The organism is Nostoc sp. DedQUE07, assembly GCF_034530975.2.
Lineage (GTDB): Bacteria > Cyanobacteriota > Cyanobacteriia > Cyanobacteriales > Nostocaceae > Nostoc.
Genome location: NZ_JAVRCC020000004.1, coordinates 19,393 through 32,943, shown reverse-complemented (window position 1 = coordinate 32,943; position 13,551 = coordinate 19,393). Strand labels below are relative to the sequence as shown.

At 44.5% G+C, this 13,551-nt stretch carries 10 protein-coding genes; 4 read left to right on the top strand and 6 right to left on the bottom strand.

Going from position 1 to position 13,551, the window contains the following annotated elements:
* Positions 1 to 45: 45 nt before the first annotated feature.
* The 5 genes from RMZ95_RS04240 to RMZ95_RS04220 all read right to left on the bottom strand — a co-directional run bounded on the left by RMZ95_RS04240 (position 46) and on the right by RMZ95_RS04220 (position 6,631).
* Complete coding sequence (locus RMZ95_RS04240) at positions 46 to 1,095, bottom strand: M28 family peptidase (RefSeq protein WP_322685478.1); 1,050 nt, start codon at positions 1,093 to 1,095, stop codon at positions 46 to 48.
* Positions 1,096 to 2,166: 1,071 nt separating this feature from the next.
* Positions 2,167 to 3,258 (bottom strand): ABC transporter ATP-binding protein, encoded by a 1,092-nt coding sequence (locus RMZ95_RS04235; RefSeq protein WP_322685479.1) that lies wholly within the window; start codon positions 3,256 to 3,258, stop codon positions 2,167 to 2,169.
* Between the two features lie 163 nt (positions 3,259 to 3,421).
* Positions 3,422 to 4,306, bottom strand: coding sequence for a carbohydrate ABC transporter permease (locus RMZ95_RS04230; protein WP_322685480.1), 885 nt, complete (start codon positions 4,304 to 4,306; stop codon positions 3,422 to 3,424).
* A gap of 3 nt (positions 4,307 to 4,309) precedes the next feature.
* Complete coding sequence (locus tag RMZ95_RS04225) at positions 4,310 to 5,221, bottom strand: sugar ABC transporter permease (protein WP_322685481.1); 912 nt, start codon at positions 5,219 to 5,221, stop codon at positions 4,310 to 4,312.
* A 45-nt stretch (positions 5,222 to 5,266) separates the two neighbouring features.
* Positions 5,267 to 6,631, bottom strand: a complete 1,365-nt coding sequence (locus tag RMZ95_RS04220) for an ABC transporter substrate-binding protein (RefSeq protein ID WP_322685482.1) — start codon at positions 6,629 to 6,631, stop codon at positions 5,267 to 5,269.
* Between the two features lie 371 nt (positions 6,632 to 7,002).
* Here RMZ95_RS04220 and RMZ95_RS04215 point away from each other — a divergent pair, with 371 nt between their 5' ends.
* Both RMZ95_RS04215 and RMZ95_RS04210 read left to right on the top strand, forming a co-directional pair.
* On the top strand, positions 7,003 to 8,274 hold the full coding sequence (locus tag RMZ95_RS04215) for a sulfite exporter TauE/SafE family protein (protein ID WP_322685483.1): 1,272 nt from the start codon (positions 7,003 to 7,005) through the stop codon (positions 8,272 to 8,274).
* Complete coding sequence (locus RMZ95_RS04210; protein WP_322685484.1) at positions 8,249 to 8,950, top strand: hypothetical protein; 702 nt, start codon at positions 8,249 to 8,251, stop codon at positions 8,948 to 8,950. Before RMZ95_RS04215 ends, RMZ95_RS04210 begins: the two co-directional genes overlap by 26 nt.
* Positions 8,951 to 9,148: 198 nt before the next feature.
* On the opposite strand, the gene galE is transcribed toward RMZ95_RS04210, so the two are convergent.
* Positions 9,149 to 10,147: a UDP-glucose 4-epimerase GalE gene (gene galE, locus RMZ95_RS04205; protein WP_322685485.1), complete on the bottom strand. Its 999-nt coding sequence runs from the start codon at positions 10,145 to 10,147 to the stop codon at positions 9,149 to 9,151.
* A gap of 403 nt (positions 10,148 to 10,550) precedes the next feature.
* Here galE and RMZ95_RS04200 point away from each other — a divergent pair, with 403 nt between their 5' ends.
* Both RMZ95_RS04200 and RMZ95_RS04195 read left to right on the top strand, forming a co-directional pair.
* Complete coding sequence (locus RMZ95_RS04200; protein ID WP_322671858.1) at positions 10,551 to 11,198, top strand: hypothetical protein; 648 nt, start codon at positions 10,551 to 10,553, stop codon at positions 11,196 to 11,198.
* Positions 11,199 to 11,444: 246 nt separating this feature from the next.
* Positions 11,445 to 13,196, top strand: coding sequence for an ABC transporter ATP-binding protein (locus RMZ95_RS04195; RefSeq protein WP_322685486.1), 1,752 nt, complete (start codon positions 11,445 to 11,447; stop codon positions 13,194 to 13,196).
* Positions 13,197 to 13,551 lie beyond the last annotated feature (355 nt).

The window sequence follows — 13,551 nt, the reverse complement described above, 5'->3', positions numbered from 1 at the left end:
CTTTAATTACGAATTAGTAATTATTTGGTCAAGATAATTCATAAGTTAGCTTGGTGGTTGAGTTTCCAAAATCTGGTTTTTCTCTAATAAAGCACTAGTCGCATTAACTACAATTTGTGCTGCTCCGGTGAAGAACGATCGCTCGATAGTCGCTGGTACATCGCTAGGTTGATGATAGTGCGGAGTGCGTAAATTTGCGGTATCTGTCACCAGCACAGCACCCACACCTTGGTACCAAAACGGTGCATGATCGCTGCGTAAGGTGTCTGGTGTCAGTAAACCTTTAAAAGGAATTGGTAATGTTAGAACTGCTGGCATTGATTCCTGTTTATTCAGGGCGGTTGAGGGGGTATTTTGTGAGTTTTGAAAGGCATTCAGTAAAGACAAATGTTCTGTATCACCGACTACTGCCAAAAAGTCGCCCTTGTCGCTAGGTGGTGTAACAGGCAATCCAGCCGGGTATTTCTGACATCCAGGAGTGTAACAAGCGTAACCTACCATATCCATAACGATCGCTCCGCCTAAATTTTGCAAGCGTGCTGTCTTACTCACAAAAGCCTGACTCCCCAAAAGTCCTGCTTCCTCTTGGTCAAAAAAAGCTAGCTGTAAGGTTCGTGGCGTAGGACGAGAACCGAGCAACCGAGCGACTTCCAGCACTACAGCTACACCACTGGCATTATCATCAGCACCAGGGGAAGAGGCAACAGTATCGTAATGCGCTGCTACAAGAATTGCTTTCGCAGCTTTGTTAGTTCCTAGACGTTCGGCAAAAATATTCACACCATCAGAGAACTTTTCTAATTTAGGTTTCCAGCCGAATTTTTTCAGTTCCGTTGTAATATAAGTGCGAGTAAGCGATCGCTCTTTTGTGGTGTAGCGCTGAAAATTCAACTTTTGGATATGGTTTAACAGCTTGTCAGTAGACACTTGGGGAGTAATATCAACTTCCCTTGATGGCTGTGGTTCGGGTGTTTCCACTGGAATCCGCTCAACAATTGTCGGTGAGGGACGCTGTTCAAAAAACGTGCTACCTCTGCTACCCAACACGGCAACCGTCATCAGCACCAACAGCATCAGCCAAATCCATTTTCTCATCTGATTTATCCTTGGCTTCCAGACTTAGGGTAGCGCAAATCCCCAAGCATCACTTTCCAGGATTGCTTTGGTTAAGGTTTTTTGATGAAAATTCTAGCGATCGATCGCAAAGACGCGATAAATCTGATTAAGCTAAGAAACATCTAATTTGCATAATTGAATTAAATATAACTCTTGTGGGGTGGGCATCTTGCCATTGGTGTCAACTTAACGTGAAACCGCTTGTCCGCCGGGAATTGAAATTCCCGTCTCATAGCTAAAGTCATCTGAAGATGACTAAATATCGCCAAAAATCTCCAGTCTACTTCAGTAGACTTAAGCCTATTAGCCCGGAAATTTATTTCCGGGCGGGCATGGAAGCCAACAGTTAAGCTATTTCCAGCTTAAGTTGACACCAATGGCATCTTGCTTGCCCAGCTTATGCAATTTAAATGTGGAACAGCTTATTAGACCCTTGCAAAAGTCCCTAACACCCCACCCCCAACCCCTCCCCGCTTCCGGGGCTACCGTGTACACACAAGTCGAATTTCTTCTTAAATCCCAAAGATTACCTACTTAATCGCAGTGATGGTTAGGGTGGGGTAAAACTAAAGCTAAAACCTTAGTAAATCAGTTTTCAGGTGAGGTTTTGAGAATTTATGCAATAAATATATTGAATTCGGGTGGTCGTTTATTGAATTCGGGTGGTTGTTTATTGAATTCGGGTGGTCGTTTATTGAATTCGGGTGGTCGTTTATTGAATTCGGGTGGTCGTTTATTGAATTTGGGTAGTCGTTTATTGAATTCGGGTGGTCGTTTATTGAATTTGGGTAGTCGTTTATTGAATTCGGGTAGTCGTTTATTGAATTCGGGTGGTTGTTTATTGAATTCGGGTGGTCGTTCATTGAATTCAAGCAGTGGTTAGGGTGGAGTAAAACCCAGATTCTTGAACAACTTCAGACTTGTGTGTACACCGTAGGCTTGCGGGGAGGGGAACGTTTGTGTTAGCAAATGCGGGGTGGGGTTCTTTGTTTTTTATTTATGCAAGAGGTCTATTGTCGAGACGGCGATTCATCGCCTCTCTTGCTTGCGTTAACCTAACATTTGTCTTTTAACAACAGCATGGCCAGATTGCACATCAAACCAGTGAATATCTTCAGGGGGCAATGCGAGTATAATATCCTCATTACTCCAATTTTGGTCTGTTGGCAACAAAGCACGTACCGTAATCGCTCCGGTTTGTGAACCCTCAATCCTGACACTGACCAAATAGTGCATACCCAAATTTTCCACTAAAAATACTCGCCCTTGAATAGTCTGGGTATCACCTGGTTGAGCAATGCGGACATTTTCTGGGCGGATTCCCAGAACAATCTGCGGTGGTACAGTTGGTATATCTGGGAGAAGTATTTGGAAATTACCCAGGAGCGCGTATTTTCCCTTACAAGGTAGAGTCAGCAAATTCATTTGCGGACTACCAACAAATCCAGCCACAAATAGATTAGCAGGATGGTTATAGATACGGTCAGGCGGATCGAGTTGCTGGACATAGCCATCGTTGAGCAAGGCAACTTTCGTGGAGAGCGTCATCGCTTCGGTTTGGTCGTGGGTGACGTAAACAACTGGCACTTTTTGAGCGGCAAAAATTTGCTTGATATCGGCTCGGACTCGTTCCCGCAGGAGTGCATCCAGGTTACTTAAAGGTTCATCCAGCAGGTAGACATCGGCATTACGCACCAAAGCACGACCGACAGCAACCCGTTGCCGTTGACCTCCAGACATTTGACCAGGCTTACGGTTCATTAACTCTGCTAATCCTAAAACTTCTGCCACTTCTGCCACTCGCTGTTTAATTTCTGTCGGTGGTACTTTTTTCAGCTTCAGTCCAGAAGCGAGGTTTTCGTACACCGTCATGTGGGGATAGAGTGCATAGCTTTGGAATACCATTGCAATATTGCGATCGGCTGCTCGTTTATAGGTGACATCTATATCCCCGATTTCGATCTGACCGCGAGTCGGTTCTTCAAGACCCGCAATCATGCGTAAAACGGTGGATTTGCCACAGCCAGAAGGGCCAAGTAAAGTGAGAAACTCATGGTTATCTACAGTTAAACTAACGTCTTTGACAGGGACAACTTTAGGACTGTAGGTTTTATTCAAGTTTTTGAGTTCGAGTTTAGCCATTTTTCATTTGTCATTTGTCATTGGTCATTTGTCATTTGTCATTTGTCATTTGTCATTAGTTATTCTCCTCTGCTCCCCTGCTCCTCTGCTCCCCCTGCTTCCGTGCTCCCCTGCTCCTCTGCTCCCCTGCTCCCCCTGCTTCCCCTGCTCCCCCTGCTCCCCCTTATCCCTTGACAGCACCAGCGGTAAGACCTTGAACAATCCGGCGCTGGAAAAACAAAACTAGTAAAATCAGGGGTAATGTCCCGATGACAGTTGCAGCAGCGATCGGGCCATAGGGAATTTCATATATTGTCGCACCACCCAACTGAGCCGCAGCAACGGGAATTGTCTTCAACTCTTCACGCGTCATAAACGTCAGAGCAAAAATAAATTCGTTCCAAGCAAAAATAAAGGTAAGGATTCCGGTAGTCACTAAGGCGGGAAGGGTCATGGGTAGCACGATTTGCCACAGTAGTTGAAAAGTGTTGTAGCCATCGACCCTAGCAGAATCTTCCAAGTCTTTTGGTAATTGTTCAAAAAAGCTTTTAAGTACTAAAATTGTTAGCGGCAAATTGATCGCAGTATAGGGTATAATTAGCGCCAGATAATTATTACCCAGTTTCAGAGCTTGGATAATTTCTAATAATCCTAAGAACAAGAGAATTCCAGGAAATAAGGTAACAATTAAAATGCTGGCGAGGATAACTTTTTCACCCCAAGGGCGTAACCGTGCCAGAGCATAAGCCGCAGGTGCGCCGATCGCTAAAGCTACAGCAGTAGAAGTAATCGACACAAAAGCGCTGTTGAAGATATAGCGCCAAAATGGCCGACGAGTAAATAACTCAATGTAGTGATTGAAAGTGAATCTTGTGGGGAAATAGACGGTAGGAACGGCGGCAATATCGTCATTTACTTTAAACGAAGTCAGCAATTGCCATAAAGCTGGTGCTAGGCTAAATAGCACTATTAATACAACTATGATGCCCAGCAAGATTTTTTTCAGAGAAAACTTGGTTCCCCCTGTTCGTTTTGGAGTCGTTGGAACTGCTTGGGGAGTTACACTCATCGGTTAAATGGCTCCTGATGTTTTGGCACGGTATTTGTTAAGTAAGAAACTAGCGATCGCCACCGCCGCAATTAATATTAAGAATGTCACTACTACCAGGGCTGCTCCATAACCAAAATCTAAGTAGCGCATCACCGTGGAGTAAATGTACAATGACACCACTTCCGTAGCGCCACCAGGGCCACCCCCGGTCATCACAGCAACCAAGTCAAAAATTCCGAAAGCTTGAGCAAATCGAAATAGCACTGAAATTAATATCTGCGGCAGCAGCAATGGCAGGGTAATATTACGGAAACTTTGCCAAGCAGTTGCCCCATCAACCGAGTAAGCTTCATAGAGGTCTTGTGATATCGACTGCAACCCAGCCAGCAACAGGATACTGATAAACGGCGTAGTTTTCCAAACATCAGCAAAAACCACTGCGATCATCGCCAGCGTTGGCTCTCCTAACCAATTAATCCCAGTCTTAATCAGCCCCAAGCGCAGCAGAATATCGTTCACAACCCCAAACTGGTCGTTAAAAATCCAAGCCCACGCCAGACCAATCAAAGCAGTAGGCAAAGCCCAAGGGATAATGGCAGTTGTACGCACTATGCCTCGCCCAACAAACGCCTGATTGAGAACTAGGGCAATCCCCAGTCCTAGCAGTAATTCTGAGATGACCGATGCTGTTGTGAATACGGTTGTCGCCCACAAACTCTGCCAAAAACGACCATCCCCCGCCATCCGCACATAATTCTCCAAACCAGAGAATACAGGTTGTAACTCTGTTCCCAAATTTCTAGTAAATACGCTTAACCAAAATGCTCGTAAAATCGGGTAGGCAAATACAAACAACAACAGCAGCAATGCGGGTGTTAGTAAAATCCAGGCTGTCTGTTGTTCTCGATTTCTGAGTGTGTGTAAATTTGTCATTTGTCATTTGTCATTGGTCATTGGTCATTTGTCATTGGGAACTGGCTATGTAATTCTTCTCCCCCTGCTCCCCTGCTCCCCTGCCCCCCTGCCCCTCTGCCCCCCTGCCGCCAGCAATCGCCGCGTTTCCGCAGCAGCAGCTTGCATTGCTCGTTCAGGATTCATTCGACCGGATAACGCGGCACTGAGATAACGCTGCAAAATATCTGATGTCTGAGCATATTGCGCGATCGGTGGACGTAAAACTGCATTGTCCACGACCTGCAATAACTGCGGATAGTGGGGGTATTTAGCAACAATCCCTGGGTCTGTAAACAGTTCTCGGCGACTGGGCACATAACCTGCACTGAAAATGAATCGGCGCTGTGCTTCTCGACTGGTAAAATACTGAATTGCTTTCCAAGCTTCTTCAGGATGTTGAGAAGATTTCGCAATCCCTAAACCCCAGCCCCCAAGACAAGCCGCTCCCGTCTTCCCAGGAGCATGAACCATCGGTTTAATCGCAATTTTGCCCCGGATTGGCGAATTTTCTGCTTGGGCTAAAGGCCATGCGTATGGCCAACTGCGTAAAAACGCTACTTGACCACTTTGAAACAAACGGCGGGTGTCTTCTTCTTGATAGGTTGTGACTCCAGGCGGAGAAACGCCTTCGCTGATGGTACTACGTAGAAACTCAATGGCTTTTAATGTTTCTGGTCGATCTAGTCCAACTTCAAGGGTGTCGGGTTTAACCCAGAAGCCACCAAAGCCATCGAGGATTTCCGCAAACATCGCCACAAGCCCTTCATATTGGCGACCCTGCCAAACATAGCCCCAATTCACCTGCTTTTTCTTCTGCAAAACTTGGGAAATTCGGATCAAATCATCAAATGTTTCTGGTGGTTGCAATCCTGCTTGTTTGATTAAATCTTCTCGATAGTAGAGCATTCCCACGTCGGAACGCACTGGAATGCGGTACAGCTGGTTTTGATAACGTCCCCCTTCTACATCCTGGGGTGAAAATGCTGCCAACTCTTCTTTAGAAATGCGATCGCCTAAAGGTAGCAACCATCCAGCAGCAGCAAACTTGGATGTCCAGATCACATCCATATTGATCAGGTCATACGGAGATTCACCCAAGATAAAAGATGAGGTATACAAGTCTTCGAGCAAATTTGTGGCATTGGGCCCTTCAACTAGGTTAATGCGAATACCTGGGTTCTCAGCCTCGAAGTCTCTAATTAAACCCTGCCTCCAAGGTTGGGCATCAGGAGCAGTCATTAACAGATTGAGGGTAACTGGTTGCTGCGAAAGTGCTACCCAACTGAACAATATGATGCTCAAGAGAGTTGCCAGAAAAACCCCTATATGCAAGTAACTTTGTTTTTGAATGAATTTTTGCAAATTGTTTATTGGCTTTCGGTACAACATTATCAATGTAGCGATCGCTAGTAGTAATTCTTAGGAAATAAAAACATAAAACATTTCCAAAAAGATTATTTCGTATTATTTTTTTACGGTTTATTATAAGTAAAATTAATTTATCGAACAGAATTCAGGAGTTAGGAGCGTCTTTAGCTTTGCTCCTGAATTCTGACTTCTGACTTCTGAATTCTTCTTCAATAGAGAAAACATCAAGTTTGACGCTTTGTCTTTTGACAGCGATCGCAACTTCACTTACAGTTCCGCACTAGAGGAGTTTTGAGTACTAAGTAAAGAAGAAAAGAAAAAATTTCTTATTACTTCTTCAAAATCTTTATTCGGATACTCAGGACTCATAACTCAGAACTCGGAACTTTTTTATGGTAGATTTGTTGCTGATCGCAATCCTGGGGTTCCTGGGGAGTTTTGGACACTGCTTTGGGATGTGTGGCCCTCTAACAGTGGCATTTTCTCTGTCTCATCAGCCGAAAAGTCCAAAAACAGTCTCTTTGGGACGGACATCAACCTTAGAAAAGCCCGATACTTGGCAACAGCAATTAAAATTTCATATTTTGCTAAACCTGGGGCGGATGTTGAGCTATGCTCTAGTCGGTGCTGGCATTGGGGCGCTAGGTTCGGTATTGCTGCAAGGTGGACAGCTAGCGGGTGTTGGCAGCGACTTCCGGCGCTGGATGGCTATTCTGACTGGCGTGATGTTGATTTGGTTTGGCTTAGGACAAGTAAAACCCGATTTACTACCGCGAATTCCGGTGTTACATCCCCTATTGCAAGGTAATTTACACGATCGCCTCAGCAACGGAATGGTTAAGCTTTCCTTAAAAACCAAATGGTGGACGCCAATGCTTTTAGGGATGACTTGGGGTTTAATGCCCTGTGGTTTCCTGTATGCTGCCCAAATTAAAGCCGCTGAAACTGGCAATTTATGGATGAGTACAGCTACTATGCTGGCTTTTGGCTTGGGAACCTTGCCGACGATGCTAGGTGTAGGCGTTTCCACATCTTTGGTAAGTAAAGACAGGCGCAGTCAATTGTTTCGATTAGGCGGTTGGGTAACACTCACCATTGGCGTTATCACCTTGCTGCGGACTGGTGACACAATGGTAGATTACACCGGACACGCCGCCTTAATCTGCTTAATTTTGGCCTTAATTGCGCGTCCGATTAGTGGGTTGTGGGCTTCACCACTTCGTTATCGGCGCGGCTTAGGTGTGGGATCTTTTGTGCTTTCTGTGGTTCACACCTTCCACATGATAGAACACTCATTACAATGGAATTTTGCCGCCTTTTCGTTTCTGCCACCAGAATTTCAGTGGGGGATGGCTGCGGGTGCTGTAGCATTGGTATTAATGTCCCCCGCCGCTTTTACAAGTTGGGAATCGTTGCAAAAATCTTTGGGCAAGCGTTGGCGACAGATTCATCTATTAAGTGTGCCAGCCTTGCTCTTGAGTGCCATTCATACTGTGTTGATTGGTTCCCATTACCTGGGTTCCTTGCAATCAACTTGGGGAAATAAATTAGCGGCAGTACTGATGGTAATGATTACTCTCAGTGTCTTGCTAGTGCGCTCGCGCTTTTTTTGGTCAAAGTTAGCCGTAGAAAAGTTTTATGTTCCCCCAACCAAATCGCGGTAAATCATCCTTTTTTTCTGGCTCCGTTTCAACGAGTCAAAAACAGAAGCGTTACCCCCTCAAAGGCATTTTCTGGAAAAACCAAGGAACGATAAAGTATTTATTATTCTTGAGTTGCTTAGTTATATCAATAACTAATCTTTACCCTGCTTTTGCTCATAAGGTAGAAGTAGCCTCAGATGTTGGCGGCACTCTCCACATTGAACCAAACGATAATCCCCGTGCTGGAGAGCCAAGCCAAGCCTGGTTTGCACTTACCCGCAGAGGTGGAAAGGTAATTCCTCTGTCACAGTGTAATTGTCAATTGGCTGTTTATGCCGAACCTTATGCAGCCGGAGAGCCACCACTTTTAGAACCACAGTTACAACCTGTGTCAGCAGAACGTTATCAAGGCATTCCAGGTGCAGAAGTTGTCTTTCCCAAGCCAGGTCTTTATGAGTTGCAACTAAATGGCAAACCTGCCTCTGGGGCAAGATTCAAACCCTTTGAATTCAAATTTGAAGTGACAGTGGCAGGAGGCGGGTCTACACAAAACACACAAAACCTGCGAAATGTCAATGGTGATTTAGTAGAAGGTCAATCTCAACAATTACCAACTTGGGCGATCGCACTGCCAATTCTCGGATTTATCGGCATCTTAGTTGTCGTCATGCAAAGTATGAGGAGGGGTGGGGAGTAGTTATGAGTTATGAGTTATGAGTTATGAGTTATGAGTTATGAGTTATGAATTCAAGACTTAACTATTTTAGATTTTGAATTTTGGATTTTGGATTGAAGAAAAATCTAAAATCTAAAATTTACTAACTCTCAACTCCTAACTCCTAACTCTCAACTCCCAACTCCCAACTCCCAACTCCTAACTCCCAACTCCTAACTTTTACTTATGTCGCTTCTGATGCCACTGCCACGCGTCAGCAACAATATCTTTGATGGATGGATACTGAGGTTGCCAGCCTAAGACTGTTCTGGCTTTATCGCTGGTGCCAATGAGAACTGGGGGATCGCCAGGACGGCGATCGCGTTCTTCTACTGGTATCGAAGTTCCTGTCACTTCTTCGACTGCGGCTATGACTTCTCTGACGGAGAAACCGCTGCCATTGCTCAAATTAAAAACTTCGCTATCGCCACCTTTTAATAAATATTCCAATCCCAAAATATGGGCATCTGCTAAGTCGTTAACGTGAATATAATCACGAATACACGTACCATCGGGCGTGGGGTAATCAGTGCCGAAAATTGAAATGGATTCTCGTTTGCCTAAAGCTGTCATTAGCACCAAGGGAATTAAATGGGTTTCGGGGTTGTGATCCTCGCCTAGTAAGCCATCGGGATTAGCACCAGCAGCATTGAAGTAGCGAAAACGCACTGATTGCAAACCGTAAGCAACGTCAAAATCAGAGAGAATCCTTTCTACCATCAGCTTTGTAGCGCCATAGGGATTAATCGGATTTTGGGGATGGGTTTCTGGAATGGGCACGAATTCTGGTACCCCGTAGGTGGCACAGGTAGAAGAAAAGACAAATTTCTTTACAGATGCTGTCAGCATCGCTTCTAACAGCGTCAAAGTACCAAGGACGTTATTGCGGTAATATTTGGCCGGATCGCTCACCGATTCTCCTACGTAGGCATAAGCAGAAAAATGCATCACTGCGGCAATATCATGGGTTTTAAATACACGATCGAGCAAGGCGCGATCGCTTGTGTCCCCAATTATTAGTTCTACCTGTAAAACTTCTTCTACTAGATCGCGATGTCCATAGACCAGATTATCAAGTATGACAACGCTATAACCCGCTTTCTTCAAAGCAAGCACTGTATGAGAACCAATATATCCAGCTCCCCCTGTTACCAGAATAGTAGGCTTTCCAGGCGACATAGTTTTTCCTTTTGAGTAGATTACTTAATTAATTTAGTTTACCGGTACTAGATTACTCTTCTGGAAAATTATAAATAATAGACGCAGTGTCAAAAAATTGCACTAAAATCACTACGACGGTAGTCATTGGGTGTGAGGTTTGAGAAATTTTAAGTCAAACAGTACGATTACAATTTGACAATAAAATAAATCCATTTCCCGAAACCTCTAGGTTGAACCTTACGGGTGACGTTTATAACGTCGCTATCAGTAAGAAGTCGCCAGTTGTTTTATGTATGGTTTCCCTGCATGGCAGTCTTTTCTGGGGGCAACCCCAATCGAAACGGACTGCCTCTCCTGACGGAGACGCTACGCGAACACCACCACACTGGCTCACTGCACCAGAAAATTTGAGAGTTAGTCTATGTTTCTATTGTTAAGCCGGGTACTGCTGTGGCTGCTGATTGGCACTATCGTTTATTCTCTGTTCCAGCGATTTTATCCCTCTGGAACTTTTGTCGGACGATTAATCTTAGTCGTTATCTTGGTAATCGTAGCCCTATCATTTCTTAACCCCAGTGAACCTGCTGTGGCGTCGTTGTGGAGGATGCTATCTTTTCCACTCAAGCCTCTAGGAGCCTCTGTTTTACTGATGATTCTTGCCGCTCAGAAAATCAAAGGAGGTGGAATAGACAAACCAGGAGGCTACTTGATCGGTTGGGCACTGACTATTTTGCTGTTAGCAAGTACACCAGCAGTCGCCTATTTCCTTTATAGAGCACCTCTAGCAATGACGGGCGAAACGTCTGTCGCAAGTGCTACAACATCTGAGACACTGGTGGCATTAGGGCAACCCACCACAACGAACATCTCAGATGTAACGGGGGATAGCATTCTTTCTTATAATTTGAGAGTGCCTCCCTATTTATTACAAGGAAGTCCTCAAGATATTCGCACACGCGGTTTACGACTTGAAGACTTTGTACCAAATTCGGAAACATTGCAATTGACAACAAGAACTTGGGAAAGTTATCTCCTTGAAATTTACAGGTTCTTGCGTGTTCAGCGGTAATCAGGCAAGAGAACAATACTTGGTTCGTAGTAAGCGCTTGAGCCATTAATCAAAGGACTAAAGTCCTTACTACGAACTTATTTCTTCATTAAAGTTGCTGTGATGGACTACTAGTAATGAATGGCAATAACTATCCAGTTAAAAGAGGTAACAACAGCTGAATTTATCACAAGCGATATTCCCTCTTCATAGCTGCCTTCTTGGACTAGCAGTTAATCTAGATGATAAAGTTGCACAATTGCTTTAATGGCAAAATCTCAACGAATCGCTAAACTCAGTGCTTACCTACGACCCCATTGGCGGGAAGCCTCCTTGGGTATTCTCGCTTTGTTGTCTGTCAATGCACTGGGTGTTTATATCCCTTGGTTGATTCGTGCTGGTGTTGACAAACTCTCGACAACCTTCAGATGGAACCAAATACTACATTACGTAGTAGTTATTGTCTTGCTCAGTTCGGCAATGTGGCTAATGCGGATGGCATCACGCATTTGGCTATTTGGGGTGGGACGGCAGGTGGAATTTGACCTGAAACAACGGATTTTTGAACACTTACTGAAACTGGAACCTGGTTATTTTGCCAGTAATACTGCTGGCGATTTGATTAGTCGCGCTACTAGTGATGTGGACAATATCAAGCGGTTATTGGGTTTTGCGGTCTTGAGTTTGGCAAATACGATGTTTGCCTACGCCCTGACACTGCCAGTAATGCTGACAATTAGTGTGGATCTCACCCTAGCCGCCCTGGCAGTATACCCTTTTATGCTCTTATTGGTGAGTCTGTTTAGCGATCGCTTACGCAAACAACAAGCAAAAGTCCAAGAGCAACTCTCTGACATCAGCGAACTCATCCAAGAGGATATCAGTGGCATTGCCTTAATTAAAATCTATGCTCAAGAAGCTAACGAGCGTCGAGCTTTTGCCAAGAAAAATCAGCAGCTATTGACTGCTAACCTGGAACTAGCAAAACTCCGCAATACACTGTTTCCGCTAATTGGTGGGCTAGCTAATATCAGTTCACTGGTGATCATCTGGCTAGGATCGGCACGGATGTCTGCTGGGACACTTCAGGTTGGCGATTTTTTAGCATTGTTAATTTATGTAGAGCGTCTAGTTTTCCCCACTGCTCTTTTAGGATTTACAATTACTGCCTACCAACGCGGTGAAGTTAGTATCGATAGGCTTGAAGCTATTCTCTCTGTCACACCAAAAATTAAAGATGCAGCCGATGCCATACATCTGCCAGTGGCTGAACTCAAAGGCGAACTGACAGCTAAAAATCTCACCTATAATTACCCTGGTTCCACGACTTCAGCTTTAGCAAATGTTAACTTTACCATTGCTCCTGGAGAAACTGTTGCGATTGTTGGGGCAATTGGTTCGGGTAAATCTACTTTGGCCAATGCTTTACCCCGCTTGTTGGATATTGAATCAGGACAATTGTTTTTAGATGGAGTAGATATTACTAAGATCGCTTTGACAGATTTACGAGGTGCGATCGCCTACGTTCCTCAAGATAGCTTTCTATTTAGCACTACAATCAAAAATAACATTCGCTACGGCGATCCAGTTGGCGAACAACAGCAGGTAGAATCTGTCGCTAAACTTGCCCAAATTGAATCAGAAATTCAGAATTTTCCCCAGCAATATGAAACTATTGTTGGCGAACGCGGTATTAATCTTTCTGGCGGTCAACGGCAACGTACTGCTTTGGCTCGAGCAATGTTGGTCAATGCTCCAGTGTTAATTTTGGATGACGCTCTCTCTAGTGTAGATAATCAAACAGCTACGAAAATCCTCAAAAATCTCTCCAGTGGTACTGAACGCAAAACAGTAATTTTTATTACGCACCAATTATCAGCGGCGGCGGCAGCTGACCGAATTTTTGTCATGGAAAAGGGAAAAATTGTGCAGGTCGGAAATCACTTGGAACTTTTACAACAACAGGGCTTATATAGAAATTTGTGGAGCCAACATCAAGTTGAGGAATTACTGCGGTGAAGCAGGGGACAGAAGGCAGGGGGGCAGAAGGCAGAAGGAAAGAATTATGATTGAGTTAGGGACTAGGGATTGGGAAGATTTGAATGGAGATTAGGGATTGGGTAATCAGCTCAAAAATGATGTTCGGGGCTATTACCCACAGCAAATTTTGAAATATTTTCCCAGTCCCCAGTCCCCAGTCCCCAGTCCCCAGTCCCCAGTCCCCAGTCCCCAGTTCCTTTTACGCTTGGCTGAAATTGGAGAATCCTTCTTGGGCGCAACCCGTTGAAGAAAAATTCAGAAATTCCGATTTTACTGAAGGATTGTAAATTAGGTCTAGCAAAATAATTGCATTTGTCATAGCTTTATAGTTATA

Bases quoted from the DNA above. Each gene is read 5' to 3' on its own strand.
- RMZ95_RS04240 (WP_322685478.1), bottom strand. From the start codon at position 1,095: ATGAGAAAATGGATTTGGCTGATGCTGTTGGTGCTGATGACGGTTGCC.
- RMZ95_RS04235 (WP_322685479.1), bottom strand. From the start codon at position 3,258: ATGGCTAAACTCGAACTCAAAAACTTGAATAAAACCTACAGTCCTAAA.
- RMZ95_RS04230 (WP_322685480.1), bottom strand. From the start codon at position 4,306: ATGAGTGTAACTCCCCAAGCAGTTCCAACGACTCCAAAACGAACAGGG.
- RMZ95_RS04225 (WP_322685481.1), bottom strand. From the start codon at position 5,221: ATGACAAATTTACACACACTCAGAAATCGAGAACAACAGACAGCCTGG.
- RMZ95_RS04220 (WP_322685482.1), bottom strand. From the start codon at position 6,631: ATGTTGTACCGAAAGCCAATAAACAATTTGCAAAAATTCATTCAAAAA.
- RMZ95_RS04215 (WP_322685483.1), top strand. From the start codon at position 7,003: ATGGTAGATTTGTTGCTGATCGCAATCCTGGGGTTCCTGGGGAGTTTT.
- RMZ95_RS04210 (WP_322685484.1), top strand. From the start codon at position 8,249: ATGTTCCCCCAACCAAATCGCGGTAAATCATCCTTTTTTTCTGGCTCC.
- galE (WP_322685485.1), bottom strand. From the start codon at position 10,147: ATGTCGCCTGGAAAGCCTACTATTCTGGTAACAGGGGGAGCTGGATAT.
- RMZ95_RS04200 (WP_322671858.1), top strand. From the start codon at position 10,551: ATGTTTCTATTGTTAAGCCGGGTACTGCTGTGGCTGCTGATTGGCACT.
- RMZ95_RS04195 (WP_322685486.1), top strand. From the start codon at position 11,445: ATGGCAAAATCTCAACGAATCGCTAAACTCAGTGCTTACCTACGACCC.